General features: G+C 69.9%; 20 protein-coding genes and 4 pseudogenes. 14 read left to right on the top strand and 10 right to left on the bottom strand.

Going from position 1 to position 26,576, the window contains the following annotated elements:
- On the top strand, positions 1 to 1,009 hold a 1,009-nt coding region (locus tag ACNPQM_RS38440; protein WP_418087600.1), incomplete at its 5' end, for an SMI1/KNR4 family protein.
- Between the two features lie 1,028 nt (positions 1,010 to 2,037).
- Positions 2,038 to 2,289 (top strand): hypothetical protein, encoded by a 252-nt coding sequence (locus ACNPQM_RS38435; RefSeq protein ID WP_418087599.1) that lies wholly within the window; start codon positions 2,038 to 2,040, stop codon positions 2,287 to 2,289.
- A gap of 309 nt (positions 2,290 to 2,598) precedes the next feature.
- On the opposite strand, the gene ACNPQM_RS38430 is transcribed toward ACNPQM_RS38435, so the two are convergent.
- On the bottom strand, positions 2,599 to 4,644 hold the full coding sequence (locus ACNPQM_RS38430) for a M4 family metallopeptidase (protein WP_418087598.1): 2,046 nt from the start codon (positions 4,642 to 4,644) through the stop codon (positions 2,599 to 2,601).
- Between the two features lie 288 nt (positions 4,645 to 4,932).
- Positions 4,933 to 6,184, bottom strand: a pseudogene (locus ACNPQM_RS38425) (ABC transporter ATP-binding protein); the annotation flags it as partial.
- A 115-nt stretch (positions 6,185 to 6,299) separates the two neighbouring features.
- On the opposite strand from ACNPQM_RS38425, the pseudogene ACNPQM_RS38420 reads away from it, so the two are divergent.
- The 3 genes and pseudogenes from ACNPQM_RS38420 to ACNPQM_RS38410 form a co-directional block, all read left to right on the top strand.
- Positions 6,300 to 6,653 (top strand): annotated as a pseudogene (locus ACNPQM_RS38420) (VWA domain-containing protein); the annotation flags it as partial.
- A gap of 234 nt (positions 6,654 to 6,887) precedes the next feature.
- Positions 6,888 to 7,433, top strand: coding sequence for a class I SAM-dependent methyltransferase (locus ACNPQM_RS38415; RefSeq protein ID WP_418087601.1), 546 nt, complete (start codon positions 6,888 to 6,890; stop codon positions 7,431 to 7,433).
- 319 nt (positions 7,434 to 7,752) lie between these two features.
- Positions 7,753 to 10,752: a carboxypeptidase regulatory-like domain-containing protein gene (locus ACNPQM_RS38410; protein ID WP_418087597.1), complete on the top strand. Its 3,000-nt coding sequence runs from the start codon at positions 7,753 to 7,755 to the stop codon at positions 10,750 to 10,752.
- Between the two features lie 74 nt (positions 10,753 to 10,826).
- On the opposite strand, the gene ACNPQM_RS38405 is transcribed toward ACNPQM_RS38410, so the two are convergent.
- Positions 10,827 to 11,000, bottom strand: coding sequence for a hypothetical protein (locus ACNPQM_RS38405; RefSeq protein WP_418087596.1), 174 nt, complete (start codon positions 10,998 to 11,000; stop codon positions 10,827 to 10,829).
- Between the two features lie 141 nt (positions 11,001 to 11,141).
- On the opposite strand from ACNPQM_RS38405, the gene ACNPQM_RS38400 reads away from it, so the two are divergent.
- Positions 11,142 to 12,341 (top strand): RNA-guided endonuclease InsQ/TnpB family protein, encoded by a 1,200-nt coding sequence (locus ACNPQM_RS38400; protein ID WP_418087595.1) that lies wholly within the window; start codon positions 11,142 to 11,144, stop codon positions 12,339 to 12,341.
- A 75-nt stretch (positions 12,342 to 12,416) separates the two neighbouring features.
- Here ACNPQM_RS38400 and ACNPQM_RS38395 read toward each other — a convergent pair.
- Positions 12,417 to 12,704: pseudogene (locus ACNPQM_RS38395) on the bottom strand (S8 family serine peptidase); the annotation flags it as partial.
- Between the two features lie 28 nt (positions 12,705 to 12,732).
- Positions 12,733 to 13,700, bottom strand: a pseudogene (locus ACNPQM_RS38390) (integrase core domain-containing protein).
- Between ACNPQM_RS38390 and ACNPQM_RS38385 the strand changes: the two are divergent.
- Positions 13,585 to 13,878, top strand: coding sequence for a hypothetical protein (locus ACNPQM_RS38385; protein WP_418087602.1), 294 nt, complete (start codon positions 13,585 to 13,587; stop codon positions 13,876 to 13,878). The pseudogene ACNPQM_RS38390 and the gene ACNPQM_RS38385 overlap by 116 nt on opposite strands.
- A 134-nt stretch (positions 13,879 to 14,012) precedes the next feature.
- On the opposite strand, the gene ACNPQM_RS38380 is transcribed toward ACNPQM_RS38385, so the two are convergent.
- The 5 genes from ACNPQM_RS38380 to ACNPQM_RS38360 form a co-directional block, all read right to left on the bottom strand.
- Positions 14,013 to 14,780 carry a response regulator transcription factor gene (locus ACNPQM_RS38380; protein ID WP_418087594.1) on the bottom strand — a complete coding sequence of 256 codons (768 nt, stop codon included), beginning with the start codon at positions 14,778 to 14,780 and terminating at the stop codon, positions 14,013 to 14,015.
- A gap of 122 nt (positions 14,781 to 14,902) precedes the next feature.
- Positions 14,903 to 17,560, bottom strand: coding sequence for an FtsX-like permease family protein (locus ACNPQM_RS38375; protein WP_418087593.1), 2,658 nt, complete (start codon positions 17,558 to 17,560; stop codon positions 14,903 to 14,905).
- A complete protein-coding gene (locus ACNPQM_RS38370; protein WP_418087592.1) occupies positions 17,557 to 18,270 on the bottom strand; it encodes an ABC transporter ATP-binding protein in 714 nt (237 codons plus the stop codon). Before ACNPQM_RS38370 ends, ACNPQM_RS38375 begins: the two co-directional genes overlap by 4 nt.
- Entirely contained in the window at positions 18,267 to 18,965 is a 699-nt protein-coding gene (locus ACNPQM_RS38365; RefSeq protein WP_418087591.1) for an ABC transporter ATP-binding protein, read from the bottom strand. The genes ACNPQM_RS38370 and ACNPQM_RS38365 overlap by 4 nt, the downstream gene beginning before the upstream one ends.
- Positions 18,965 to 19,570, bottom strand: a complete 606-nt coding sequence (locus tag ACNPQM_RS38360) for a hypothetical protein (protein ID WP_418087590.1) — start codon at positions 19,568 to 19,570, stop codon at positions 18,965 to 18,967. The genes ACNPQM_RS38365 and ACNPQM_RS38360 overlap by 1 nt, the downstream gene beginning before the upstream one ends.
- Before the next feature lie 163 nt (positions 19,571 to 19,733).
- On the opposite strand from ACNPQM_RS38360, the gene ACNPQM_RS38355 reads away from it, so the two are divergent.
- From ACNPQM_RS38355 to ACNPQM_RS38325, 7 genes are all read left to right on the top strand, one after another.
- Entirely contained in the window at positions 19,734 to 21,020 is a 1,287-nt protein-coding gene (locus ACNPQM_RS38355) for a HAMP domain-containing sensor histidine kinase (protein ID WP_418087589.1), read from the top strand.
- Between the two features lie 405 nt (positions 21,021 to 21,425).
- Positions 21,426 to 22,079, top strand: coding sequence for a response regulator transcription factor (locus ACNPQM_RS38350; protein WP_376346771.1), 654 nt, complete (start codon positions 21,426 to 21,428; stop codon positions 22,077 to 22,079).
- On the top strand, positions 22,070 to 23,338 hold the full coding sequence (locus ACNPQM_RS38345; protein ID WP_418087588.1) for a sensor histidine kinase: 1,269 nt from the start codon (positions 22,070 to 22,072) through the stop codon (positions 23,336 to 23,338). Before ACNPQM_RS38350 ends, ACNPQM_RS38345 begins: the two co-directional genes overlap by 10 nt.
- 38 nt (positions 23,339 to 23,376) lie before the next feature.
- Positions 23,377 to 24,651 carry a hypothetical protein gene (locus tag ACNPQM_RS38340; protein ID WP_418087587.1) on the top strand — a complete coding sequence of 425 codons (1,275 nt, stop codon included), beginning with the start codon at positions 23,377 to 23,379 and terminating at the stop codon, positions 24,649 to 24,651.
- A 113-nt stretch (positions 24,652 to 24,764) separates the two neighbouring features.
- Positions 24,765 to 24,977 (top strand): pyridoxamine 5'-phosphate oxidase family protein, encoded by a 213-nt coding sequence (locus tag ACNPQM_RS38335; protein ID WP_418087586.1) that lies wholly within the window; start codon positions 24,765 to 24,767, stop codon positions 24,975 to 24,977.
- A 106-nt stretch (positions 24,978 to 25,083) separates the two neighbouring features.
- Positions 25,084 to 25,284, top strand: a complete 201-nt coding sequence (locus ACNPQM_RS38330) for a pyridoxine 5'-phosphate oxidase C-terminal domain-containing protein (protein ID WP_418087585.1) — start codon at positions 25,084 to 25,086, stop codon at positions 25,282 to 25,284.
- 422 nt (positions 25,285 to 25,706) lie between these two features.
- Entirely contained in the window at positions 25,707 to 26,267 is a 561-nt protein-coding gene (locus ACNPQM_RS38325; RefSeq protein WP_365428111.1) for a hypothetical protein, read from the top strand.
- The last annotated feature ends 309 nt before the right edge of the window (positions 26,268 to 26,576 follow it).

Here is a 26,576-nt window from a genome sequence, read left to right as displayed (position 1 = left end):
CGCGGACGGGGCACTGCCCGAGCCGGCACGCCGCCTGCCCGAGCCGGTGCCGGGCGTAGTGCCGGCTCCGTCCGCGGATGTGGAACTGCTGCAGCACACTCTTCGCGAACGGCTCCCGGACGCGGTGGGCGCCTCCGACGAGGAGATCGCAGCGGTCGAGGCGCGTCTGGGCGTGCCGCTGCCCGCCGAGTTGAGGGCCCTGTACCAGGTCGTCCGGAGCCGGTACGAGGACTGGGACGACTACCGGGATCCGTACGACACCGTCGGCTGCGAGCTCTTTCCTCTCGACGAGGTGTACGTCGCCGACGCGGCTTCCCGGCATGTGCTGTGGAAGTTCGGCGCCATGGAGGCGGTGGAGACGGGTCCGGAGGACGCCGTGCAGGGGCTTGTCGGCTCGCCGGGCTGGATCGTCTTCGGTGACAACGGCGGCGGAGACCGTATCGCCATCGACCTCACACCGGGTCCGGACGGGCATGTCGGGCAGGTGATCATCATCAGTCACGAGGAGAACATCGGTGCCGGGCTGGTCGCCGACTCCCTCACCGACATGGTCGTCCACCGTCACTTCGACGGCCGGCCGGTCAGAAGAACCGAACGGCCGCCACTCGTCGCCTACGTCAATCACGCCTCCGTCCCCAGCATCGAGGCTGCCGCCCACCCTGGCCTGGAGGTCCTCAGTCTCGGGGTCTGGGAGAAGGAGCCCCTCAGCCTCGCCCCCGTCTTCGGCCTGCCGCGCCTGCGGACCCTCTCCGCCTATCCCGGTACTCTCGCCGATCCCTGTGAGATCGCCCGGCTCACCCACCTTGAGTATCTGGAACTCCCACCCGCGGAGTGGCGCGTCCTCCTCGATGTGGGGGCTGTGCCCACCGAGCTTCTCGCCGCAGGCATCGAGGCCCACCGGCAGCAGGACAACCCGTTGCAGACCATCGCCCTCGCCAACGAGATCCTCGCCCTGTACGGTCGGCCGCCGATCGCCGACATCACGGTGCTGGAGGGAGCGATCTCATAACAGGGGCCGTTGCATGATTGCGATCCGTCCGGAACGCCGGGCTGGCCCGGAGCCGGGCTGGACGTCCCGGTTCGGGCAGGGCGTGGACACAGTGCAGGCACGGTATCGGTGATCATGTGAGAGTTGTTCGCATGCAATAGGGCTCAGCGCTCTATCCGAGAGGACGTGGCGCTTTGCCTATCAGTGGGGACCACGCCGTGGTGGACGCAAAGAAGCCCACATGACGAGTGTGCCGAGATGCCAATTGAATCGTTCAGTGAGCCGTTGGACAGTGGAGCGGCGCAAGGTACATAGCCACACGTAACTACTCAAGGAAACGCAGAGACAACCCCAGCTCTGCCACCACAAGGCCCACATCGACGGATCTCGGTCGGCGAACCAGTACAGCGCCCAGGTAACTGAGGTGGCAAATCCCAACGCGACCAAGCCAGCCCTGAGTACCTGACCGCGAACCACCCAGCGAGAGGCAAGGATGCCGACAGGTATCTGGATGGCGACATGGAACATCAGGAACCAGGCCATCAGGCCGAATACCTGGCCGTACGTTGCCATGGACACGGCCGGAATCTGGAGCAAGCCGATGAGTAGCAAAGCGCCACTCAAGTGCATGGCTGCAACGTTCAACAGAACGTGCCACGCTCCGATCCGCTGAGGTTCGCGGTCACTCGTCTGCACTATGACCTCCCCCCTGGGCTCCTGAGCCGCCCGCCACTGCTGGCGGAGTGTACATGCCACTCATGGCGTGTCTGTAGACCTGCTGACATGCTCAGGTGCACCCGGCATCCACCCTGCACCCCCCATCCATCCCGTCCGCCGTCGACCCACACACCGTGGAGCGGGCGTGGTCGGTCACGCCGGCGCGGTCAGCAACAGGGAGGGGGACGTGGGCGGCATTGGTCGTAGTAGCCGGAGAGCCACCGAGCCCCTGCCGCACCAAACCCGAGAGCGCCAGAATCAGGGTCGCCGTCCGGTGGTGAATTGGTCGTGGACGCTCCAGCCTCAACGGGCGGGGCGGCCTGCGATGTGACGTGTCCTCAGCGGAGAGTGGCGGCCGGCCACCGGTCACGCTGTCCTTCCCCGCCTACAAGATCAACGAGCGTACGGTTGCCGAGCTGAAGCGCATCCTTACTGCGCACAAGGGCGAGAGCCCGGTACGGATGCGAGTCCAGACGCCCACGAAGACCGTCCTGTACGAGCTCGGATTCCTGGTAGTCCCGACCTCGGTCGCCTCCGACATCAAGGGCACCTTTGGCCCTGACGCCTGGCAGGGCGTGGCGTGAGAGAGCCCTACACCGCGCCCGAGCGGAACGCGCGGCGCGTGAGGCCGGAACGGCGGCCGCGGTCCTGCGGTCGGCACCGCTGGGGAGGACCGCATGAGGGGAGGGGTGCGCGGGGCGTCAGGGACGGCGGGCTTCAGGCGGCGGTGCCAGATGCCGTCGGCGTAGTCGTACCAGACGGAGATGTCGTCGCGGCCGTCACCAGTCGTCTGCCTGATCTGTGTTTCGGCGCAATGAACGGGCGCCGTTCCGGATGCGCAATCTCCGGAACGGCGCCCTGTCCTCGAGGTTCGAGTGACCTAGCGGAGGGTTTTACGGGAAGGCCAACTTCCAGCCATCGATGTACCCGGTGTCACCGGCGTACATGTCCTGGACCTTCAGCTGCCAGGTGCCGTTGGCCGGGGCGGAGGACGCGTTGACCGAGTAGGTCTGGTGCACGTCGGCCGCCGAGTCGGAGATGCTGTTGTTCTTCAAGCGGTACGACGTCCCGTTCGGGGCGACCAGGTCGATCCGGAGGTCACCTCGCCAGGTGTGCACGATGTCGACCGTGACCTGAAGGTTCGACGGGGCGTTGCCGCTCACCCCGGAGACGGTGATCGGCGAGGTGACCGCCGGGCCGGCGTCCGGGATCGACACGTTGGACTGGTTCTCGAACACGGTGCCGCCGGGGTTGCCGCCGCCACCGGAGCGCGAGCCGACCGCGACCGCCGCCCAGGCGTCCATCACCGCGTTGTACTCGGGGCTGGAGGTGCCGTACAGCTCACCCGCCGCCGCGAGCGTGCCGGTGCGGGCCGCGGCGTAGTTGGTGGAGGCGGTCCACTTGGTGGTCAGCGCCCGGTACCAGATCTGCAGCGCCTTGGCCCGGCCGATGCCGGTGACCGGAAGCCCGTCCACCGTGGGCGAGTCGTAGCTGACGCCGTCGATGACCTTGGCGCCGCTGCCCTCGCTGAGCAGGTAGAAGAAGTGGTTGGCGATACCGGACGAGTAGTGCACGTCCTTGTTTCCGGCGGTGGAGGTCCAGTAGTCGAGGGAGGCGCCGTCCTTGCTGGGCTTGTCCATGTAGCGCAGCGGGGTGCCGTTGCCGTTGATGTTGATCTTCTCGCCGATGAGGTAGTCACCGGGGTCCGAGGCGTTGTTGGCGTAGAACTCCACGCCGGTGCCGAAGATGTCGGACGTGGCCTCGTTCAACCCGCCGGACTCGCCGCTGTAGGTGAGGTTCGCGGTGGCGGAGGTGACACCGTGGCTCATCTCGTGGCCGGCGACGTCCATCGAGGTCAGCGGGTTGTTGTTGGCCGAGCCGTCGCCGTAGGTCATGCAGAAGCAGCTGTCGTCCCAGAAGGCGTTGACGTAGTTGTTGCCGTAGTGGGTGCGGGAGTAGGCGCCCACGCCGTCATTGCGGATGCCGCTGCGACCGAAGGTGTTCTTGTAGAAGTCCCAGGTCTCGGCGGCGCCGTAGTGCGCGTCCGCGCCCGCGGTAGCGGCGTTCGTGTTGGTGCCGTCGCCCCAGGTGTCGTTCGTCTGCGAGAACAGCGTGCCGGTTCCGGACGAGCCGCGGTTGAGGTTGTACGTCTTGTGGCCGCCGCGCGCGCCGTCGGTCATCGTGTACGTCGACCCCGACTGCGTGGTGGTCAGGGGGACCTGCCCGCTGTACCGGGTGTTGCCGGTGCCGGTCTGGATGCCCTGGTAGCGGTAGAGCTCCTTGCCGGTGGAGGCGTCGGTGATGACATGCAGCTGGTTGGGGGTGCCGTCGTCCTGGAGGCCGCCGACCACCGTCTCGTACGCGAGAACCGGCGTGCCGCTCGCCGCCCAGATCACCTTGCGGGGGGCGCCGTCGGCGTCGGTCCGCGTCGAACCCGCGTCCTTGGCGGCGGCCAGCGCCTGCTGTTCCGCCTTCGAGGCGGCGATCGAGGGTGCGAGCGAGGCAACCTTGATGGTGGCCTTGGAGCCCCTGATGACCTGCTTGGTCTTCCCGGCCGAAGTAGTGTCGACGATCATGTCGCCGCCGAGGACGGGGAGTCCGGCGTACGTGCGCTCGTAGCGCGTGTGGACGGTCCCGTCGCCGTCCTTGACGACGTCCTTGACGACCAGCTTCTCCTGCGCGCCGAGGCCGATGTCGCGGGCGGTGTCGGCCTTCGCCGCGTCGGCGGTGCGGATCAGTTCGGCGCGCTGCGAGGGGGAGAGCTTCACGGCCGTGTGGGCGGGGTTGATCTTCGACGGGGCGGGCCCGGCCGGGGCGGCGCTCGCGGTGCCCGCCTGGACGGCGGCGGCCAGCAGGGCGGAGACGCCGACGAGGGCGACCACCGCGGCACGACGGGAGGGGGCGTGGGCGGTGGGTCTGCGAGAGGAACTGCGTCTCAACACTGTCTCCTTCTGCGTGGCCGCGGATCGCGCGGCCAAGGGGGGCCGGACGGCGGGTGACCGTCCGGGCAGAACAAGGCGGAACGCGGAACCAGATGCACGAAGGTGATGAGCCACGACACAGCGGTGGCACAGCGGGGCTGCTGTGGAGTGACCTTGGGAAGCCTGACAGGAGAACGCGTGAACTGTCAGGTGCGCATCAAGAACTTGGCTGGAATCGGTCGTTGGTCGGATGGTCATGTTCGCTGTACGAACCGTTCACCGAAGTGGGTCGGCGCCGCCGGTCCGTCATCCGTGCCACGAGCGCCACAGCGCCGCGTCCGCCCCGCCCGCCGCCACCAGGTTGTCGCGCGGCCCGACCTCGGTCAGTCGGCCGTCCTCCATCACCGCCACCCGGTCAGCGTCGTGCGCGGTGTGCAGGCGGTGCGCGATGGCGATGACGGTACGGCCCTCCAGCACGGCGGTCAGTGCGGCGGGCGGTAGTCGGGTCGAGGAGGGCCGTCGCCTCGTCGAGGATCAGGGTGTGCGGATCGGCCAGAACCATCCGGGCCAGGGCCAGTTGCTGGGCCTGGGAGCCGTCCGTACGGTGGCCGCCCTCGCCCAGCGCGGTGTCCAGACCCTCGGGCAGCTCGCGCACCCAGTCGTCGGCGCCGACGGCGGTGAGGGCCGCCCACGGCTCCTCGTCCGTGGCGGACGGCTCGGCGACCCACAGATTGTCGCGTACCGTGCCCAGGAAGACATGGTGCTCCTGGGAGACCAGGACGACCTGACGGCGCGGCCGCTCCGGTGCGAGACCGGCCACCGGCACCCCGCCCACGGTCACCGAACCCGAGGTCGGCGCGTCGATGCCCGCCAGCAGCCTGCTCAGCGTCGTCTTTCCGGCGCCGGAGGGGCCCACCACCGCCAGTCGCTCCCCGGGCCGCACGGTCAGGTCCACCCCGCGCAGCACCTCGCCTCCGCGGTCGTAGGCGTAGCGCACCCCGGTCACATCGATCCGGTCGTCCGCCGGAGCGGGACCCTCGCCCTCCGGCACCGAACGGGGGAGCCGGGCGAGCCCCTCCACCCGGGCGAAGGAGGCGCCGCTGCTCTGCAGTTGCTCGACCCGCACCAGGATCTCGTCGAGCGGCTGGCTGAACTGGCGCAGATACAACGCCACCACCGCGCCCAGACTCACCGTCCCGTGCGCGTGCAGCACCCCGCCGATCAGCAGCACCCCCGCCACGGGCAGGGCGTACGACGCCTCCACCACCGGGAAGAACACCGTGCGCAGGTACAGCGTGTAGAAGCGGGTTCGCCGGGAGGTCTCCAGCGCCTCGCGGCTCGCGGCGGTCCGCAGCTCCCCCAGCCGGAAGACGAGAGCGGCGTACGAGGGGTAGCGCGGGTCGTCGCGGAGATAGCCCGTCGAGTAGATCTGCACGCAGGTGGCGACGACGCCGACCAGGATGGCGACGAGGGCGGCGAGGCCGTCGATCTGCAGGGCGAGTTCGATGGGGACCGAGCCGGTGGGCGTGAGCTCGGTGGCCGTGTCGATGACCCGGCCACCGCCCTGGCGTGCGGCGACCAGCACCGCCGGCACGAGTGAGGTGAGGGTCGGCAGGACGGCGAGCGGGCGGGCGAAGCCGGGGGCCGTGCGGCCGAGCAGCAGGCCGGCCATGGCGCCCCCCGAGGCCACGGTCCACGTCGTCTTCTTCTCCACCGAGCTGGACGGCACCGGCGAGCTCACCCTCACCGAGCACGAGAGCAAGATCGACGGCCTCCACTCGGCCCTCGGCCGCATGGGCCGCACCAGCAACCACGCGGCGGTGGAAGCGGTCGTCACCCACCACGAGAAGTCCTCGGATCCCGTCCTGCCCGCCCTGGTGATCTTCCAGACGGACGGCGCCCCGGACACGAAGACGCCCGCCACCCAGGCGCTCACGGCCGCCGCGAAGGACCACGCGGCCGTCTTCTTCTCCTTCATCGCCTTCGGCGACCCGGAGAACAAGGCCTTCGACTACCTCCGCAAGCTCGACCGCCTTGCGGGCGTTCTTCGCGACCGTCGAGCCCTCGCCGGGTGCGGCGGCCGCGATCTGGCCGAGCCCGCTCGGTCAGGGTACGGCGCTGGGCCTGCGGATGGGCCGATAGGCCGGCTGTTGCGGGGGCGGTGCTCGTCACGGTGTTCCTTCGCTGGGTGGCCGTGGCCGTCGGGTGGGGGCCCGGCCGTCCTGCGCGGGGCGGGTGGCCGGACTACGGGCGCCGCACAGGTGTTCCGCTCGGCCGGGGCCGCGGACGTCCTGGACCTGGGCGCCGGGCATGGCCGCGACGCCCTGTACTTCGCGCGCGAGGGCTTCGCCGTCCGGGCCGTCGACTTCAGCCCGATCGGCCTGGCGCAGTTGCGGGGCGCCGCCCGCGCCCAGGGGATCCGGGGACGGGTGACTACCACGGTGCATGACGTGCGGGAGCCGCTGCCGCTGCCCGACACCTCCGTGGACGCGGTCTTCGCCCACATGCTGCTCTGCATGGCCCTGTCCACCGAGGAGATCCACGCACTGGTCGACGAGGTGCGCCGGGTCCTGCGACCCGGTGGCATGTTCGTCTACACCGTGCGGCACACCGGCGACGCCCACTTCGGCGCCGGAACCGGGCACGGCGACGGCATCTGGGAGAACGGTGGCTTCGCGGTGCACTTCTTCGCCCGGGATCTCGTCGACGCCCTCGCCGACGGCTGGGAATCGAACGAGGTCCACGCCTTCGTGGAGGGCGGACTTCCCCGCCGTCTGTGGCGCGTCACCCAGACCCGGCCGCGGTAGCGCCGCCGCGCGCTGACCACGACGGCACTTCTTGCACCAGGAGAGCGTGAATGGTCTCCGCCGCTTGTGGGTACGGCCTACCAGGTTGTGGTGGTTCCGCGTCGCGTTGGCGGGTTCATGTCATGCATTTGCCACGCACGGCCCTCTTGTCGAGGACATGCCCATGATGCATTAGTTATCTCGGTGGATGAATCCATCCACTGTCGACCGAGAACCAGCGCACGGGTCGACCCCAGCTCAGCAGCATGGGAGTCACACATTGCGCACTTCTAGGTATTCCAGACCGGCCGCGCGGAAGAACTCCGCACGGTTGGCTGCGTTGACCGCGACGGCCATCGCCGTCCTGGGTTTCCCCGTCGCCCAGGCGACCAGCGCCACGGCAGTCACTCAGGGCACCGCCGCAACCGCGGCCATCGGCTCGCACGGCGAGGTTACCGGCGCCGTCACCGACAGCTCCGGTAAGGCGCTCGCCGGCGCCTCCGTCGTGGCCGGTGACTACCGGGCGACCACCGACGCCCAGGGTCACTACACCCTGACGATCCCGCCCGGCACCTATGACATGGCGGCGTACGGCTACGGGTACAAGGCCAAGAAGGTCCGCGGCGTCGTCGTCGACGCGGACGGTACCGTCACGACCAACTTCGCGCTGGACGCGGTGCCCCACCAGACCGTCACCGGTAAGGTGACCGATGGCTCCGGCCACGGCTGGCCGCTCTACACGAAGATCACCATTAACGACGTGCCCGGCGCCCCGGTCTTCACCGACCCGTTCACCGGCGAGTACAGCGTCGACCTTCCTGAGGGTAACGACTACACCCTGAACTTCACGTCCGTGTACCCCGGCTACAAGGCCGTCACCAAGCAGGTGACCGTGGATGACGCGGCGCAGACCGTGAACGTCTCGGTCCCGGCGGACGCCCAGGCAGCCAAGGCGCCCGGTTATGAGGTCAAGCGGTCCGGCTCGACCGAGCCCTTCGACTCCACCACCGACGCCCCCGCGGGCTGGGGCATCGTCAACGCCGACGGCACCACCGGCGGCTGGTCCTTCACCGACATCGGTAACCGGGGCAACAAGACCGGTGGCTCCGGCGCCTTCGCCATGGTCGACAGTGACAAGCTCGGCAGCGGCAAGAAGCAGGACAGCTCGCTGATCACGCCGGTCTTCGACCTGACCGGTAACAACAGCCCGCAGCTGGAGTTCGACACCGACTACAAGAGCTTCAGCAACCAGACCGGCAACATCGACGTCACCACCGACGGCGGTGCGACCTGGACCAACATCTGGAACCGCACCACTACCCTGGCCGGCCCGGCCCACGTCGAGGTTCCGCTGACCGCCTACGCCGGGAAGCCCGGTGTGCAGCTGCGGTTCCACTTCACGGGTAGCTACGGCTACTGGTGGGAGCTCGACAACGTGTTCGTGGGCAAGCGGTCCTACGAGCCCGTCAACGGTGCTCTGGTCGCCGGTTCGGTGAAGGACGCCAACACCGGCGACGGTGTCGTCGGTGCCACGGTCGTCAACGCCGACTCCCCGCAGGACAAGGCCACCACCGCGGCCACCCCGGACGACCCGGCGCTCGGCGGCAACTTCTACTGGATGTTCACGTCCAAGACCGGCAGCCACAAGTTCACCGCCTCCAAGTTGAAGTACGGCGACACGGACAAGACGGTGGACGTGGCGGCGGACACCACCAACAAGGCGGACTTCAGCCTGAAGGCCGGCAAGCTGGACTGGACCCCCGGCTCGGTCGACAAGACGGTCGAGTGGGGCACGAAGGGCACCCAGAACCTGACGGTGAAGAACACCGGCGGGGCGCCTGCCAGCCTCACCCTGGGCGAGCAGCCGGGCGGGTTCACGCAGCAGGTCAACGGCGGCGGTGCGCCGCTCAACCTGGTGAAGGGTGACTTCTCCCCGCTGGCCCTCAGCAAGGGCAAGACCTCGGACGCGGCTCCGGCCGCCAACGCGGCGGGTGACGCCTGGCAGCCGGTGGCCAACCTGCCGGGCGCGGTGCAGGACAACATCGGCGCCGTCTACGGCGGCAAGGTCTACTCCGGCTTCGGCTACACCGGCAGCGCGGACAGCAACGCGCTGTACGCCCTCGACCCCGGCGCCGGCACTTGGACCAAGCTGGCCTCCGCGGCCGACACCCGTGAGGGCAACCCGGCCCACGGCTTCATCGGCGGCAAGCTGTACGTGGTCGGCGGCTGGGGTGCCAGCGGTGACCCCGACGCCAAGATGGAGGTCTACGACCCGGCCTCGAACAGCTGGTCCACCAAGGCGTCCTCGCCCAAGCCGTACGCCGGTTCGGGCAGCGCGGTGCTCGGCGGCAAGCTGTATGTCGTCGGCGGCTGCACCAGCACCTGTGGCACCGCGGACGCCACGGTCTACGACCCGTCGTCCGACAGCTGGTCCCAGATCGCTTCCTACCCGGAGCCGATCGCCTGGCAGTCCTGTGGCGGTATCGGCGGCAAGCTCTACTGCGCCGGTGGCAACACCGGCTCGGCCTCGACCAAGCACGCCTACGTCTACGACCCGGGCGCCAACAGCTGGTCGGCCATCGCCGACATGCCCGCCGACCTGTGGGGCTCGGCGTACGGCGTGGGCAGCGGCAAGCTGGTGATCTCCAGCGGTGTCGTCAACAACAGCGCCGCCATCACCAACCAGGGCTACGCCTTCGACCCGGGCACCGGCAGCTGGACCGCCCTGCCCAACGCCAACACCAGCGTCTACCGCGTGGGTGCTGCCACCGGCTTCTACAAGATCGGCGGCAACACCGGTGGCAGCGGTACGCCGCCGGTGTCCACCGTCGAGATGCTGCCCGGCTACGACCAGGGCAGCGAGTCCTCGGACGTCTCCTGGCTGTCCACGAGCAAGGACAAGGTGACGCTCCAGCCCGGGGAGAGCACCACGATCACCGTCAGCCTGGACTCCACGGTCGCCGAGGTCACCCAGCCCGGCGACTACACCGCGGTGCTGACCGCCCAGACCGACACCCCGTACTCGGGCTCCAATGTCGACGTGAAGATGCACGTCAACCCGCCGAAGGACTGGGGCAAGTACGCCGGCACCGTGCTCGGCGAGGACGGCAAGGGCGGCACCATGCCGCTGGCCGGGGCGACCATCCAGATCAACGCCGCGAGCACGAGTTACACCCTGCGGACGACCAAGGACGGCACCTACGGCCTGTGGTTCGACAGCCGCCTCAACCCGGTCAAGGTGATCGTGTCCAAGGACGGCTACCAGCCGGTGACCACCACGGTGAAGCTCGCGAAGGGGGGCACCGTCACCGGTAACTTCACGCTGAAGAAGGTCTCGTGACCCAGTTCCGGTGAAAACAGCGCGGGCCGGTCCCTCGGGACCGGCCCGCGTCGCGTTCAACGGCTGGTCGCCGTTCAGACCGCGCGCCTCTTGTACAACTCGCCGACGTTCGCGCGCGGTGCGGGACGGTGGTGTGCGGCGGGGCCCTCCGCGAAGGCGCGCAGGAGGTTTTCCGTAGTGCGGGTCACGAAGGTGCGGGTACGGGCGTCCATGCCGTGGTCGCGGCCGCCGTCGGGGGTGCCGTCCATCCGTGATCTTGCGTGGGTATCCCCGGCTTCAGCCGGGGAGGGAAACGCATCCTCGGCCCGGAGGCGCGAAGCGCCAAAGTTCGCTGCGTTGTCAGTGGCCTGCACTATGTTGATCACGACAGCCGAAGGGGGGTGGGCCGGATGATCCGTGCGTACAAGTTCCTGATGCGGCCCACCGTGGGCCAGCAGGGCGCGCTCGCCGAGATGCTGCGTGATCACTGCTCGCTCTACAACGGAGCGTTGCAGGAGCGCCGTGACGCCTACCGGCACGGCTCGAGGACGACGGTTCGGTACGGGCAGCAGTCCGCGCAGCTCAAGGACATCCGGACGTTCGACCCGGAACGTCAGGGCCGTTGGTCGTTCTCCTCGCAGCAGGCGACGTTGCGGCGGCTGGACAAGGCGTTCGCGGCGTTCTTCCGCCGGGTGAAGGCCGGGGAGGCGCCGGGCTATCCGCGTTTTCGTTCGGGCAAGCGGTTCGACACCGTCGACTTCCCGAAGGACGGCGACGGCTGCCGCTGGGACTCGACTCCGCATGATCCCGTCACCCGCGTCCGCCTCCAGGGCGTCGGGCACGTCAAGGTGCACCAGCACCGGCCGGTGGTCGGCAAGGTCAAGACGATCAGCGTCAAGCGTGAAGGGCGGCGCTGGTACGTCATCCTCACCGCCGAGCAGACCGCGCCCGACCCGCTTCCCGCGACCGGCAGCGTGGTCGGCATCGACATGGGCATCGCGAACTTCCTCGCCGACTCGGGCGGCGAGTTCGTGCCCAACCCCCGTCACGGGGCGAAGGCCGCCGCCAGGCTCGATGCCGCACAGCGGGCCCTCGCCCGGTGCAAGCGCGGCAGCAAGCGTCGCCGCAAGGCCGTAGAGGTGGTGGCCCGGCTGCACCGCAAGGTCCGCCGCCAACGACTCGACCACGCGCACAAGACCGCGCTCGGCCTCGTACGCGAACACGACTTCATCGCGCACGAAGCCTTAAGGATCCGCAACATGAGCAAGGCCCCGGCCCCGAAGCCGGACCCCGACCAGCCGGGCGGCTTCCTGCCCAACGGGGCCGCCGCCAAGGCCGGGCTGAACCGTTCGATCGCTGATGCCGGATGGGGGGTGTTCCTGACGATCCTCACCGCCAAGGCAGAATGCGCCGGACGGGAAGTGATGGCCGTGGACCCCCGCAACACCTCCCGGCGGTGCCCTCAGTGCGGGCACACCGCCAAGGAGAACCGGCCCACCCAGGACAAGTTCCACTGCGTCTCGTGCGGCCACCACGCGCATGCGGACACGGTGGGCGCCCTGAACGTCCTACGGGCCGGGCTGGTCCGTCGCGAAGCCCAACCGGCATAGCGAGAAGCCCCCTCGTTTACGAGGGGGAGGAGTCACGAGCCCCTCCACCCAGCGCATGGCGGTGAACGAGCCCTGCTTGGCGGTGCTCACCAGCACCTGCTTGAGCCGGTCGGCGGTCCAGTCCGGGTGGCGCTGCGCGAGGATCGCCGCGACGCCGGACACATGCGGGGTGGCCATCGAGGTACCGTTGGCCGAGGTGTAGTTGCCGTCGACCAGGGTGCCCATCGCGGTCTCGGCCGCACGCGCGGCGACAATGTCGACGCCCGGTCCGGTGATCTCCGGCTTGACCGCGAAGGTCTCCGTGACCGGGCCGCGGCTGGAGAAGCCTGCGAGCTGGTCCTGCTTGTTCACCGCGCCGACGGTGTGCCGTTCGGAAACTCGTCGTCGCTGGTCAGGCTGCATATCTGTACTCGTTGATGACACCGCCGAATACTCGGGTGCGAAGGATTCGGCGCGCGGTCAGGTCGGTCGCGGCCGCAGGGTGCGCCTGAGCGAGGGGAGCAAGCTGTCCCCGGCCCTGATGCGGGCGATGGTGGTTGTAGTGCCGGGCGTAGCTGTCCAGGACCTGCCGGGCGTGGGCCTCGTTCCAGATCAACAGGTAGTCGAGGGGTTCGCGCCGCAGGGTTCCGATGACCCGTTCGCAGTGCGCGTTCATCCGAGGAGCCCGCGGCGCGGTCCTCAGGGCCTCGATGTCGTCGGCTGCGAAGACCGCGTCGAAGGACTCGGTGAACTTCGCGTCCCGGTCGCGGATCAGGAAGCGGAGAGAGTCGAGCCGGACACCCAACTCGAGGGCGAGATTTCTCGCCTGCTGCACCGTCCACGGCCCGGTCGGATGCGCAGTAACCCCCGCGATGTGCAGTCGGCGCGTGCCGTGCTCGAGGAAGACCAATGCGTACACGCGGCGCAGGTCGATCAGGTCGATGTGCACGAAGTCGCAGGCGATGATGCCCTCGGCCTGTGCGGTCAGGAACTCGCGCCATGTCGGTCCGCTGCGACGCGGGGCCGGATCGATGCCGGCAGCCGTCAGGATCTCCCAGACCGTCGTGGTGCCGATCGGATGCCCCGGACGAACGAGTTCGCCCTGGATCCGACGACGCCCCAACGCGGATTCTCCCGTGCCAGCCGCAGCACCAACGCCTTTACCACGCTCGCGGTTGGCGGCCTGCCCGGCCTGCCCCGGCGCTTGCTGTAGTCCCACTTGCGTGCGATGAGTCTTCGGTGCCACGCCAGAAGGGTCGCGGGCGTGACCGGGAACACGCGCGCCCACCGACGTCGCGGGATCAGCCCGGACAGTGCCGCGAACCACAGGCGGTCCGCCGGCTCGTACCGCACCGGGCCCGTGAGCTGCCTGCGCAGCACCACGTTCTCATGCTGCAGCGCCAGCAACTCGGCATCCTTCGCCGCGCGCCGACGCACCAGCACCGCCGGGACCGACAGCAGCTTCCGGGCCACCTGGTACACCAGTGAGACGAACATCCGGCCAGGGTTCCAGGAGGCCATCGTGGTCCGCCAGATCTACTCCAAGCAGCAGCGATGAGTTTCTGAACGGCACACCGTGCAGAACGGCCCCTTCACCATCGCCGAACGGCCGCGCAAGGCGGCCGGTATCCGCGCGGTGAGTTTGCCAGTCGATGGCTTCGGCGATGGCCTGGCGATGTCCTGCCCAGTGCGTCACTTGTCCGGCTCTGCCCGAGGTACCGGGCCGGGCGGGAGGGCCTCTAGCCGGTAGCCGTGACCGCGCAGTGTGGTGATCTGCGGCAGGGCCGGGGAGCGGGGCGAGGCGTTGGTAGCCGCTTCGTTGAGGCGTCGGCGCAGTGAGGCCAGCGTGACGTCCAGGGTTTTGGTGGGTCCGAACCAGTTCTCGTCCCAGACCTGCGCCATCAGGGCTTCGCGGGAGACGGCGACACCCGCGTTCCGGGCGAGGACGGCGAGCAGATCGAATTCCTTGGGCCGCAGCGCGACCTCGTCGGCGGCGAGAAGGCAGCGCCGTGCGGAGGTGTCGACGGACAGGCCACCGACGCGAATCGGGCCTTCCTCCGGAGTTGAGCTGGGTGGGCGGCGGCGCAGGTGGGCACGGAGACGGGCCAGCAGCACGGTCAGGGTGAACGGCTTGACCAGGTAGTCGTCGGCTCCGGCGTCGAGGCCGGCGATGACGTCGATCTCGTCGCTGCGGGCGGTGAGGATGACGATGAGCAGCTCGGGGAATTCGGTGCGCAGGGCGCGGGCGATGTCGATGCCGTCGACGTCGGGCAGACCAAGGTCGAGCAGCACAACGTCCTGGGTGGTGGCGCGGGCTTCGGCCAGTGCGTTCATGCCGGTGCGGCACCAGGTCGTGTGGTAGCCGTGGCCGCGCAGTCCGGCATCCAAGTGCCGTCCGATGGTGTCGTCGTCCTCGACGACCAGGACAAGGGTCCCCTCTGGGGGTGCCGGCGCGCGCATGCTCCGAAGCGTAAGGGCCGCCTGAGGCGAGGGCGGGCGGCGGCGCTGGTCGTGAACGAACGAGACCGGGACGGGCGCCGTCGGGGATACAGCGGTGCCCGTCCCGGCCGGTGGGGTGGCCCTCACAGTTCGCGCAGCTCCTCGACGGCTGGGCGGGAGGAGCTGCGGGCAGCATTCACGGCCGCCGCGGCGATCGCCGTGACAGCGGCCCCGAGGGTGAGGGCGAGGTACGTCCAGGGGACGGCGATCGCGGACGGGGGTGGGTCGAAGACGCCAGTGAGGACCTTGACGAGCATCTGGGACAGGGACCAGCCGATGAGCGCGCCGCCGGCCAGGCCGCCGACTGTCATGACCGCCGCCTCGCTGAGGACCAGTCCGCGCAGCTGGCGCCGGGTGGCCCCCAGGACAGTGGCGATGGCGAAGGTACGCCGGCGTTCGGCCAGGCCCAGGGCCAGGACGATGCCGCCGGAGGCGGCGGCCAGCAGGACCGCGAAGCCCAGCTCGATGCGGGTGAGTCCGGCCAGGTCGACCGAGGTGAGGCTGGAGCCGACCGCGGAGCGGGTCTGGGTGACGTCGGTGACGGTCGCGGAGGTGCCCACCTGCCGGCGCAGCTGGGTGGCGACGCTCTTTTGGTGGGTGCCGCCGGTGTCGATGAGGAACGCGCCTACCGCGTTGCTGCCGGTGGTCTTGGCGATGTAGCTCGCGTTGGCGATGAAGAAGCTGTCCTTGGGTGCGGTGGGGAACTCCTTGACGATGCCCGCGTAGTGGAAGGGCACGGTGTGCAGGGCCTTGGTGCGGCTGTCCTGCAGGCGCAGGTTCACCGTGTCGCCCGGGGTGAGCTGGAAGTCCTTGACCGTCTCCTGGCTGACGAGGAGGGAGTCGGGTCGGGCTGCGAGCTTGTTCATGAGGCTCTTGGCGGTGCCGCCGGCGAAGTAGGCGTCCTGCAGGGAGGTGGCGGAGGTGATGGTGGAGGGCTGGACCCCGTACAGGTCCTGCAGATCGGCGCCGACGTAGGCGAAGCGGTGCTGGAGGGGTTCGACGTGCCGTACGCCGGCCACCTTCAGGGCGGAGCCGGCGCCGGGGCCGACGCTGACGCCGGGTGACTGGGTGACGGTGACGTCGGCACCGTTGGTGAGCTGTGCGTCGACCTCTGCCTGCTGCTTGTAGGTGGCGTTGAAGGTGGCGGTGGAGGCGGCGAAGGAGATGGCGAGTGCGAGGAGCACGATCGCGCGGGCCAGCGGGCGGCGCTGACGGGACATGCTCGCCGCCGTAGTGCCGGCGAGGGTGCCGGTCAGGGGTCGGGCAAGGCGCGCCAGCGGTCTGCGTCCGTGGGCCAAGACCAGGGTGGCCAGGCGCCACAGCAGCAGAGCGGCGCCGAACCAGAGCAGCGCCGGCCCGAGGAAGGCCCAGTAGGACACCGAGATGCTCGCCACGCCCTCCGGGGCCAGGACCAGGGCGTACTGGTTGCCGCTGGAGGCCCGGAAGACCAAGAGGGATGTGGTCAGCAGGATGAAGTCCACGCCGAAGCGCATCCACCACGGGGAGCGGGCGCGGCCGACGACCTTGCGGGCATCGGCGACGGTGCTGGTGCGCAGGTCGCGCAGCGCGGGCACCAGCACGGCTGCGGCGGCCACGGCCAGCCCCAAAATGAGGGCGAGGGCGAACCAGCCCGCCGCCGAGGCGGTACTCGCGCCGAACGAGGCGGTGCCGAACGCGGTCCGCCCGGCGAGGGCGGCGATGCCCACCCCGAGCAGGCCGCCGGCTATACCCACCACGCCAGCCTCCGCGCTGGCCGTGGTGGCGACCTGGCGGGGCCGCAGCCCGCGGGTCCGCAGTAGGGCCTGCTCACGGCGGCGCCGGTCGGCGCCCGCGCCGGCCACGGCGGCGGTCAGCAGTGCGGCGAGGACCGCGCCGGGCACACCCAGGAACAGGAACAGGATCTGTGCGTACAGCGCGTCCTGGCGGGCTGCGTCGAGGACGGCTCCGAGGTTGTCGCCGACGACCGCTGCGCCGGAGGTGCGGGCCTCCAGGTTGCGTGCGGCGGCGGTGACGGAGGTGTAGGCGGCGGCGGGGTCGGCGGGCAGGGGAGCATTGCGGGCGATGTGGATCTGGGTGGTGACGGCGGCCGGGTCGATTGCTCTGACCGGCGCGGTCAATGTGTTGAACATGGCGGCCGGCAGCAGGATGACGTTGTCGGGCGGGGCTGCGGGCTGGGACTGAGGCGGGGCGCCGACCTTCTGGAACAGCGAGTCGGCCTGCGGCAGGTCGACCACTCCGGCCACCTTTACCTTCACCGGCCCGGTGCCGGGCAGGGTGACGGTGACCGTGTCACCGGCGGCGACGTGCAGGTTCGCCGCGGTCTGCTGGGCGATCAGGACCCCTGAGGTCGCGCCGGTCAGCTGGCGGATCTCTTTGGGGAACGTGGCCCGGTAGGTGTCGGGCAGGCCCAGGACGACACCGGGGCCGGTGCTCTGGGTGCTGCCCGCGCTGGTGGCCTGGAAGCCGGTGCTGTGGGCGAACCCGACGCTCTGGGCACTCTGGACGCCGGACGCGGCCTTCACGATGTTCAGGACCGTACCGGGGTCGGCGCCGGGCTGGACCTGGACTTGCCAGTCCACCGCGACCGAGCGCACCGCGCGGCCGGTCATGGTGGACTTCGACGCGGTCAGGAACGAGCCCAGGGACGCCACCAGGGCGACGGCGAGGGCGATACCGAACGCGGTGGCGATCAGCCGTCCCCAGCGCCGGCGGAGCAGTCCGCCGATCCAGGTGATGATCATGACGGGTCTCCCTGGGGTGCTGCTGCCGCGGATTGCCGGTGCGGCTCGGGCGCCGGGTACAGGCGGCCCTCGTGCATCGGCCACCGTTCGCCGAGGCGCTGGGCGACGGTGGGGTCGTGGGTGGTGACCACCAGGGCGGCGCCGATCTCGTCGGCGGTCGCCAGGAGCACATCGATGATGTGCTGGCTGGTGGCGCGGTCCAGCTGCCCGGTGGGTTCGTCCGCCAGGACCAGGCGCGGCCGCAGGGCCAGCACCCGGGCGATGGCCACGCGCTGGGCCTGGCCCCCGGACAGTGCCTCGGGCAGCTTGCCGGCCAGGTCGTCGGCCGCGACCAGGGTCAGGGAGTCCAGGGCCCGGCGGCGGGCCCGATCCTCCGGAATACCGGCCAGGACCAGGGGCAATGCGACGTTCTCCGCCACATCCAGCGCCGGGATCAGGCTGGGCCCCTGGAAGACGACGCCCACCTGCCCCGCCACCGGCCCTTCGGTCAGACCGGGCCACGTCACCTCGCCGGTGGTGGGCTTTTCGAGTGCAGCCATCAGGTGCAGCAGGGTGGACTTGCCGGAACCCGAGGGCCCGGTGATCGCGATCCGGTCACCGGCGCGGACCTGGCAGGTCGCTCCGTGCACCGCGACGACCGCGGCAGGCCCCTGACCGTAGGTGCGGGCGGCGTCCTGGCAATGGACGAGCACCTCTGGTTGGGCGGTCATGAACCGATCCTTCCGTCACGCAAGGTGATGACCCGGTCGGCGATCTTGACGGCTTCGGGGCTGTGGGTGACGAGCAGCACCCCGCCGCCTGCCTGCGCGCGGTCGCGCAGCAGGGCGAGGATGCGCTGCTCGGTGATGCCGTCCAGTTCCCCGGTCGGCTCATCCGCGAGGAGGATGTCCGGGTCATTGGCCAGCGCAACGGCCAGCCCCGCGCGGGCGAGTTCCCCGCCGGCCAGCTCCTGCGGCAGGGCGCGGGCCCGGTGCCCGAGCCCGACCTGCTCCAGCAGCTCCGCGATGGACTGCCTGCTGGTGCGGGGGGCGGCGGTGCGCGCGAGGCGGATGTTGGCGCCGATGTCGAGGTGAGCGATGAGGTTCCCGGACTGCAGCAGGACACCGATCCGGCGAGCTCGGACGTGGGCCCGCTCGGCCTCTGGCCGGTGACTGATCCGCTCCCCGCCGACGTGGACGGTACCGCCGTCGGGTTCGTCCAGCCCGGCCAGACAAGCCAGCAGGGTGGACTTGCCCGACCCGGACGGTCCGATGACCGCGACGCTCTCCCCGCGCCGGACCTCAAGGGCGACTCCGCGCAGCGCCAGGGTTTCCTCCTCGCCCGCCCGGTAGAACCGGTACAAGTCCCGCGCCGTCAGCGCGTCAGTATCCGTGGACTGCTGGGTGAGCATGCCGGAGGTGTTCATCACTGCCACCGGAAGGAGTCGGTGACGATACGCCACGGGTCCACGTTGTCGGCGCCGACCGGCCCGGACAGCGTCAGGTCGACCTGCCGGCCGCCCCGGAAGAAGGAGTAACGCTCGAAGGCGTCGTGCACGGCCTTGCCGGTCACCGCATCGGGGGCGCTGTCGCCCTGGTAGGTGAGCAGGACGGCCTGCCCGGCTGGGCGGGAGACGACGGTGACCTTCCCCATCTGGAACTTGGGCACCTGCCGTTGCAGAACAGGCACCACGGCGGACTTCACCGACTGCGGTGTCGGAGCGGCCTTGGCGTTACCGGAGGCGATCTCGATCCGATTCAGCTTGTCCGTGAAGGTGACCGTGCTGCCGGTGGCGGTGCGGGCCCAGCCCTCGGGCACCTTGACCGTGAACCCGCCCCGGGCGGGTTGGTAGGCGACATATGCCTGGTTGTCGGGGATATCCCCGGCAGGATTGGATTCCGCCGGTGCCGGCTTCGTGCTGCTGGTCGTGCTGCCGCTGGGCGGTGCGGAACTGCTGCCGCTGCCGCATCCCGCCACCACCCCGCCGGTCAGGGCGAGGGCGGCAAGGGAAAGAACGAGTGTGCGTCGCATGATCGTGGTGCCCTTCACGAGTGAGGCGGACGGCCATACCCGTGACGCTAGGCAGCCGCCGGTTAACGCCCTGCTTGAGCACGGTTAGACGACGGCAAAACCGCACTCCCAGGGGCCTGCCGGACCGCTCCATGAGAGGCCGCCTGCCCTCATGATGGGCGGCATGAGACAGCGTGTGGTCCGCATGGCCTTGGTGGCCGCCTTGGTGGCCCTTGTCCTGCTGGCCGTGCCCCTCGCCCTGGTGATCCGGGCATCGTTCTTCGCCGACGAACGCGGCGAACTGGAGCGTGATGCCATGGCCGCCGTCATCCACGTGAGCCCCGACTTCGCCGCCGGCGACCCCGTCGAACTACCCCCGGGGCAATCCGAGGGACGGCTCGGCGTCTACGACACGGCGCTGCGCCTACGTGCCGGAACCGGCCCGAGCACGGCCGATACCGCCACCCGCCGCGCGCTCGCCGGCGCCATGGTGCAGCAGAGCGCCCGCAGCGAACTCGTCGCCGCCGTCCCCGTCTCCCACAACGAACGCGTCATCGGCGTGGTCCGCGCCGCCATCAGCACCCGCAGCGTGTGGAACCGGATCCTGACGGCCTGGGCTGCCCTGCTGGCCGCGGCCCTGGTCGCACTTGGCGCCGCCATCCTCGTCGCCCGACGGCAGGCCCGCGCCCTCACCGCCCCGCTGGAATCCCTCTCCCGCGCCTCCCTAGCCATCGCCGACGGCGACCTCAGCGCCCGGGCCGCCACCTGCGGCATCAACGAAATCGACCACGTGGCCGACACCCACAACGCGATGGTCCAGCGCCTGGCCCAGCTGCTGCACCACGAGAAGAACTTCACCGCCAACGCCTCCCACCAGCTCCGCACCCCCCTCACCGGCCTCCAACTCGGCCTGGAACAGGCCCTGACCACCCCCGCCACCAACCTGCGCGCCGCCATCGAAGATGCGCTGGAGCATGCCCGGCACCTCAACGACACCATCGATGAGGTTCTCCAACTCGCCCAAGCCGAAACCGCCACATTCTCACGCACCACATTCCAGCCCGTCGGCGAACTTCTGGAACGCGCCGAACGCCGATGGCACGGCCCCCTCGCCCAGGACGGACGCCGCATCCGATTCACCCTCGACCCCGCCGCCACATCTCTGCCCGTCCCTGGCCGTACCACCGAGCAGATCCTCGAGATCCTCCTCAACAACGCCCATCGGCACGGCCGCGGCACCGTCACGGTCACCCTGCGCGACATGGGAGCGGCCCTCGCCGTCGACGTCACCGACGAAGGAAACCTCGCCCTCCACCCGAAGGCCCTCTTCGAACGGGGCACCACCACCGGGCCCGGTGAGGGAATCGGACTCGCCCTCGCCAAAGACCTGGCCGACACTGCCGGAGCCCGGCTCAGCCTGACCCACACAGCACCGACGACATTCACCCTGCTCCTCCCACACACGGAATGACAGCAGCCCCGCTCAGACAGCGAACGTCCCCTCGACTGCGCGTACGCAACTGGCCAGCGCCCGAGCAGGTCGATAAGCGCCATGCCACGTCACCGGTCTCGTCGACGACCAGCACCGCTGCATCGTCGTGGAGGTGCTCGACGACGTATGCGCGCACGTCATCACGGACGGCATCGGAGCGAGCGGTGACCTGGCGCAATGGCGTCGATGTACTCCTGCACAGAGTTCATGCGACCCATTGTGGTCCTCCCGCGAACCCCCACTGCTGCGGCTCGGCCGGTCGCGCCCGACCGTCGCGGCTTCATGACCGGGCAGGGGCGTGCGGCACCAGCGGCCTGCTCCCGACCCTCAGGCGGCTGACCAGGGCAGATGGAGAACTGGGACGGGAGTATCTAGGGTCAGCACGTGGCTTTCATCATGGTGTGCGAAGACGACGCGGCGGTCCGCGGCGTCCTCAAGCGCGCCCTGGAGCACGACGGCCACACCGTCTCCGTCGCCGCCACGGCCGACAGCCTGCTGCGGCAGCTCGCACCGGCGCCCCATCTGGTCGTCCTGGATCTCGGGCTCCCAGACGCCGACGGCCGCGACGTCTGCCTGGCCCTGCGGGCGCGCGGCGTCGACGCGCCGGTGTTGATGCTCACCGCCTTGGACGGCCTGCATCACAAGGTGGGCGGCTTCGAGGCCGGCGCCGACGACTACATGACCAAACCCTTCGACATCCCGGAACTGCTGGTCCGCGTCCGAGCGCTGCTGCGCCGGGCCACCGTGGCGCCCGCACCGCGTGAGGTCGTCCTCGATCCGGCGAAACACGTGGTGACCTACGATTCGGTGAGCATGAGCCTGACCCCGACCGAGTTCCGGCTGCTGGGCCGCCTGATCGCCTCGCAGGGCGACGCGGTACGCCGCCACGCCCTCATCGCTGCCGGCTGGCCGCACGGGGCGCAGGTAAGCGACAACACCCTCGACTCCTATGTGCGCCGGCTGCGGGCCAAGCTCGCTCCGCTGGGTGTGGCCGAGCGTCTGGCGACCGTCCGCGGCGTGGGCTACCGATGGCAGTGACGGGATTCCGCAGAAGCATCGTCGCGCTCACTGTGCTGATCGCCACCGCCGTGGTGGCGATACTGGTCGTGGTCTCGCACGTGCTGCTGAGCCGGGTGACGGACGCCGACGCGCACGATCTGGCACGTACTCGCGCCGAGGCGGTCGCGGCGAACGTTACCGCCAAAGGCGGCCGTGTCGTACTGACGGAGAACAGCAGCGAGGGGATGGACGAGGTCGCCTGGGTGTATGCCGACGGCCGCCTGATCGACGGGAACGTGCCGTCGAGCGTGGTCGAGCGCGTCGAGGAGCTGGCGGACTCGGGGCGATCGCAGACCGCGTCGGTCGGCGATTACCTCCTGTACGCGCGGGAGGTCCCGATCGACGGCCACCACGTCATGGTGATCGTCCGGGTGGACCTCACGCCCTACGAGACATCCGAGCAGCGCAGCCTGACCTTGTCGCTGATACTGGGCGGCCTCACGATCCTCCTCGCCGGCGGTGTTGCGCACCTCGTGGTGCGCCGCGCGCTGCGGGTCGTGCAGGAGATGGCCGCGCTCGCCGACGACTGGGGCCATCACGAACCCGGGCGCCGCTTCAACCTCGGAGTCCCCCGCGACGAGTTCGGGGAACTGGGGCGGACCCTGGACCACCTCCTGGAGCGCGTCGACAACGCGCTGGCGGACGAGCGCCGGCTCACCGATGAGATCGCCCACGAGCTGCGGACACCGCTCACGGTCCTGCGGGGCGAGGCGCAGCTGGCGCAGCTGTCCGGCGAGCTGGTGACGCCGAAGGCGGTGTTGAGCGAGGTCGACCGCCTCGATGCGGCGATCACGACGATTCTGCGCGCCGCGCGCGCACGGAGAGACGCTGGGACCCGGTGCGATCTGCGCTCCGCCGCGCGGCAGGCGATCGCCGGCCGCGCGGTCGAGGTCGCCTTTCCCTCGAAGGTCGAGGTCGCCGTGGCGGCCGACGTTGCCGTGTCGCTGCTGTCGCCCCTGCTGGAGAACGGCCTGCGGCATGCGCGGTCGCGTGTGTGGATCACCGCGCGCATCCAGGGTGAGGCAATCGTGGTCGATGTCCTGGACGACGGCCCCGGGTTCGATCCCGCGGAGGTCGACCGGGTCTTTGAAGCGGGTGTGACCGGCGGCGGCGGGTACGGGCTGGGGCTGCCGGTGGTCCGGCGCATCGCCACCTCGGCCGGTGTGGAGGTCCGCGCGATCGCGGACGGCCGCGGTCACGTCGAGGTGACGCTCCCGGCCGCGCGTGCGGCCACGTAGTCAGGTTGCGTGCAGGTTCGCCGTGTAAACCTCCCCGCATGACAACGACAACAGAAGCACGCACGCGCAGCGGGCGGCTCATGCTCAACAAGGTTCCCGAGGTCACCATCTGGTTCTGGGTGATCAAGGTCCTGTGCACGACGGTCGGTGAGAGCTTCGCCGACTGGATCAACACCCAGCTGGGCGTCGGCCTGGTGAACACGGCCTGGATCTTCACCGCGGTTCTCGTGGTGGTCCTGGCTGTCCAGCTGCGGCTGAAGCGGTACGTCCCGTTCCCCTACTGGCTGACCGTGGTCGTTGTCAGCGTCACGGGCACCTTGTACACCGACATCCTGACCGACCAGCTGAACGTGCCGCTGTGGATCAGTTCCGCGGTCTTCTCGGTGCTGCTCGCGGTGGTCTTCGGCGTGTGGTGGGCGCGTGAGCGCACGCTGTCGATCCACTCGGTCACCACGCTCCCGCGGGAGTCGTTCTACTGGCTGACTGTCCTGGTCACCTTCGCGCTCGGCACCGCGACCGGCGACTGGACTCTGGAGCTGACCGGCTGGAGCCCGGGCGTCTCCGTGTTGCTGCCGCTCGGCCTCATCGCGGCGATCACGGTGCTGTGGAGGTTCGGCGCGAACCCGGTGCTGTCCTTCTGGCTCGCCTACATCCTGACCCGCCCGCTGGGCGCGAACATCGGTGACTGGCTCGCCTCCCCCAAGGTCGCCCAGAACCCGGGCGACCCGACCGGTCTCGCGCTGGGCACGTTCACCACCAGCCTGATCTTCCTCGGCCTGATCCTGGCGACGGTGGTCTACCTGACGGTGACGCGCTCGGATGTGACCGAGACCCACGAGGCGACCCACGCCGCACCAGTCACCAGCGACCCGCGCAAGGAGCGCGTCGCCCTTGCTGGCTTCGGGGTGCTGGCCGTCGCCACCGCGGGCCTGCTGGTCTGGGCCCATGGTCAGCCGCACGTCGGCCCGGCGCCGGAGACCGACACCACCTCCGCCGTCCAGATGGCTCCCGGCCAGGCGGTGAAGAACTTCCCGCCCGCGAAGGTCGGCGCGCTGCGGACCCTCGCCTCCACCTCGCTCAAGGACGCACACTCGGGGAACGCGACCGGCGCGCACGCGGCCGCCCAGTCGCTGCGTGACCTGTGGGACGCTGACCAGGCCTCGCTGCAGCCGCTGGACCAGACCGGCTGGACCTCCATCGACGCCCAGATGGACAAGGTACTCAAGACCTTCGGCATCGACCACCCGAACCCGCCGATGTCGCCGGCGCAGCAGGAGAAGGAACTGAACGCCCTCCTGACAGACATGGGCTGACAGACCGCACAGCGCCCAGCCAGCCCACCCGGCCGACGTCGTTCCTGGACAATCCCCTGTTCACCGAGTGGTTGCTCAAGGCGTTGAGCGCCGGGGTGCAGGAGCCGCATGCCATGACGCTGGCCACGGCGGACGCCAGCGGTGATCCGACCGCCCGCGTACTCATCCTCAAGGACGCGAGCCCCGAGGGCTGGCAGTTCGCCTCGGACGCGAGCAGCCTCAAGGGCCGCGACCTCGCTGCCCGCCCCTATGCGGCGCTGACCTTCTACTGGGCACCGCTCGCCCGCCAGGTCCGGGTGCGCGGACCGGTTGTGCGAGCCCCCTGAACTGTGCGCTGCGGACTTCCTCGCCCGCAGTGCGGGGGCACGGGCGGAAGCCCTGCTCGGTCGGCAATCGCAACCGCTCGCGGATCTGGCCGAGAGGGATGCGCAGGTGGAGGCATCGCTCACGCAGATCAAGAACGAGCCGGACCTCGTGGCGCCAGGTTGGACGCTGTACTCAGTGCGCCCGGAGTCGGTGGAGTTCTGGCAGGGCGACAAGCAGCGCCGCCACACCCGGCTCGTCTACCTACCTTCGACGGGTGGACCAAGCAGCTGCTGTGGCCTTGATTCCTATCCGATCCACAAGTATTGACAATTGCTCGCCGTCGACGCCCAACGCCCCGCGACAGCAGTCCCTCGCGGCCGCGCCTCACACGACGCCGACGATCGACTGGCCGGAGGCCGCCGCGCCTGGTCGCCCGGCTGCGACGCCGACCCGACAGCCACAGAGCACCGCCCCGTCCGCCGGCGACGCGTCCCCCGACCGCTCCGATACAACGGCGGAACAGCCCTCGACGCCCGCGCCCACCAACGCCGCGGACTCGGGTACGTCCCAGGACGGCCCCGCACGGGTATCGACGTCGCCGACGGAGGCTTGTCTGCTCGGACTGTGCCTCAGCTGACCACGCCTGCACCCGGCCCATTCCAGGTCGAACGATTTTCGGAGTTCGCGGGCCGTGTGTCAGTCTGTGAGAGCAACAGCCCCAGCCGACGGAAGGATAGGAGGCAGAGTCCATGAGTCCCCGCGACGAATTCCAAGTCCTCCTGCGCCGCATCGGCCGGTGGTGGGCCATCGACATTCCCCGCCTCGACCTCCACACCCAGTGCCGCACACTTGAAGGTGCCGAGGACTTGGCGCGCGGCCTGGTCGCCGAAGCCATCGGGGCCCCTGTGGACGTGATCGTCCTGAACATGGTGGTGCCCGAACTCGCACCCGTGCTCGGACCGGTGGCTGAAGCGCGGCACCGTCGGGCTGCCGCCGTCGCCGCCGAGGACCAGGCGATCGCCGCCGCTGTTCACGAGCTCGTAGACAAGCAGCACGTGAGCCAGGGTGACGCCGCGCGTCTGCTCGGCATGCCCCCGAGCGAGGTCGCCCACTTCACGCCACAACGCGGCTCGGCGACCGCCGACCCAGGGCAATGCACAGGGCAGCGCACCCCCGTGCCTGTGCCCACTCCGCCGCGACCGGGCGCGGCCCCTGCTTCCACGCGCGCCGGCCTGCCACGGCGACCGCGGCAGACGGCCGCCCGGCCCGCCTGGGCGACTTCAGACGACGGCACCGCAGGCCGAGGCTGACACGGCTTCGCCTCCAGTTTGTCGATGGCTTGGCGCCGCTGCTGTTTCCGGCCGCCATGCCTGGCGTAGGTGTCGGGGCCTGCTGCGTCTGTTCGGAGCAGTAGGCGGCGACGTTGTTCTTGCCGCCGGCGGCCGCGAGGAACCGTTGCCAGGCAGTCGATTCCAGCGCCGGCTTGCTGATTTCGACTGCCTCAGTGCGTGGAGCGGATTCCGCGTCGCACGTGTCACACGGCGAGCTGGCGGGCCAGGCGCCTCAGCCCTTGGCAGGCGGCTGCCCGCACCGCGCGGGGACGCCTGCCCAGGACGCGC

The organism is Streptomyces sp. NPDC056231 (assembly GCF_048270745.1).
In the GTDB taxonomy this organism is placed as follows: domain Bacteria; phylum Actinomycetota; class Actinomycetes; order Streptomycetales; family Streptomycetaceae; genus Streptomyces.
This window is presented reverse-complemented; position numbering and strand designations above follow the sequence as displayed.

Coding starts and splice junctions, on each gene's coding strand:
- ACNPQM_RS38405 (WP_418087596.1), bottom strand. CDS start 11,000: ATGGACGGCACCCCCGACGGCGGCCGCGACCACGGCATGGACGCCCGT.
- ACNPQM_RS38400 (WP_418087595.1), top strand. CDS start 11,142: ATGATCCGTGCGTACAAGTTCCTGATGCGGCCCACCGTGGGCCAGCAG.
- ACNPQM_RS38380 (WP_418087594.1), bottom strand. CDS start 14,780: ATGCGCGCGCCGGCACCCCCAGAGGGGACCCTTGTCCTGGTCGTCGAG.
- ACNPQM_RS38375 (WP_418087593.1), bottom strand. CDS start 17,560: ATGATCATCACCTGGATCGGCGGACTGCTCCGCCGGCGCTGGGGACGG.
- ACNPQM_RS38370 (WP_418087592.1), bottom strand. CDS start 18,270: ATGACCGCCCAACCAGAGGTGCTCGTCCATTGCCAGGACGCCGCCCGC.
- ACNPQM_RS38365 (WP_418087591.1), bottom strand. CDS start 18,965: ATGAACACCTCCGGCATGCTCACCCAGCAGTCCACGGATACTGACGCG.
- ACNPQM_RS38360 (WP_418087590.1), bottom strand. CDS start 19,570: ATGCGACGCACACTCGTTCTTTCCCTTGCCGCCCTCGCCCTGACCGGC.
- ACNPQM_RS38355 (WP_418087589.1), top strand. CDS start 19,734: ATGAGACAGCGTGTGGTCCGCATGGCCTTGGTGGCCGCCTTGGTGGCC.
- ACNPQM_RS38345 (WP_418087588.1), top strand. CDS start 22,070: ATGGCAGTGACGGGATTCCGCAGAAGCATCGTCGCGCTCACTGTGCTG.
- ACNPQM_RS38340 (WP_418087587.1), top strand. CDS start 23,377: ATGACAACGACAACAGAAGCACGCACGCGCAGCGGGCGGCTCATGCTC.
- ACNPQM_RS38335 (WP_418087586.1), top strand. CDS start 24,765: ATGACGCTGGCCACGGCGGACGCCAGCGGTGATCCGACCGCCCGCGTA.
- ACNPQM_RS38325 (WP_365428111.1), top strand. CDS start 25,707: ATGAGTCCCCGCGACGAATTCCAAGTCCTCCTGCGCCGCATCGGCCGG.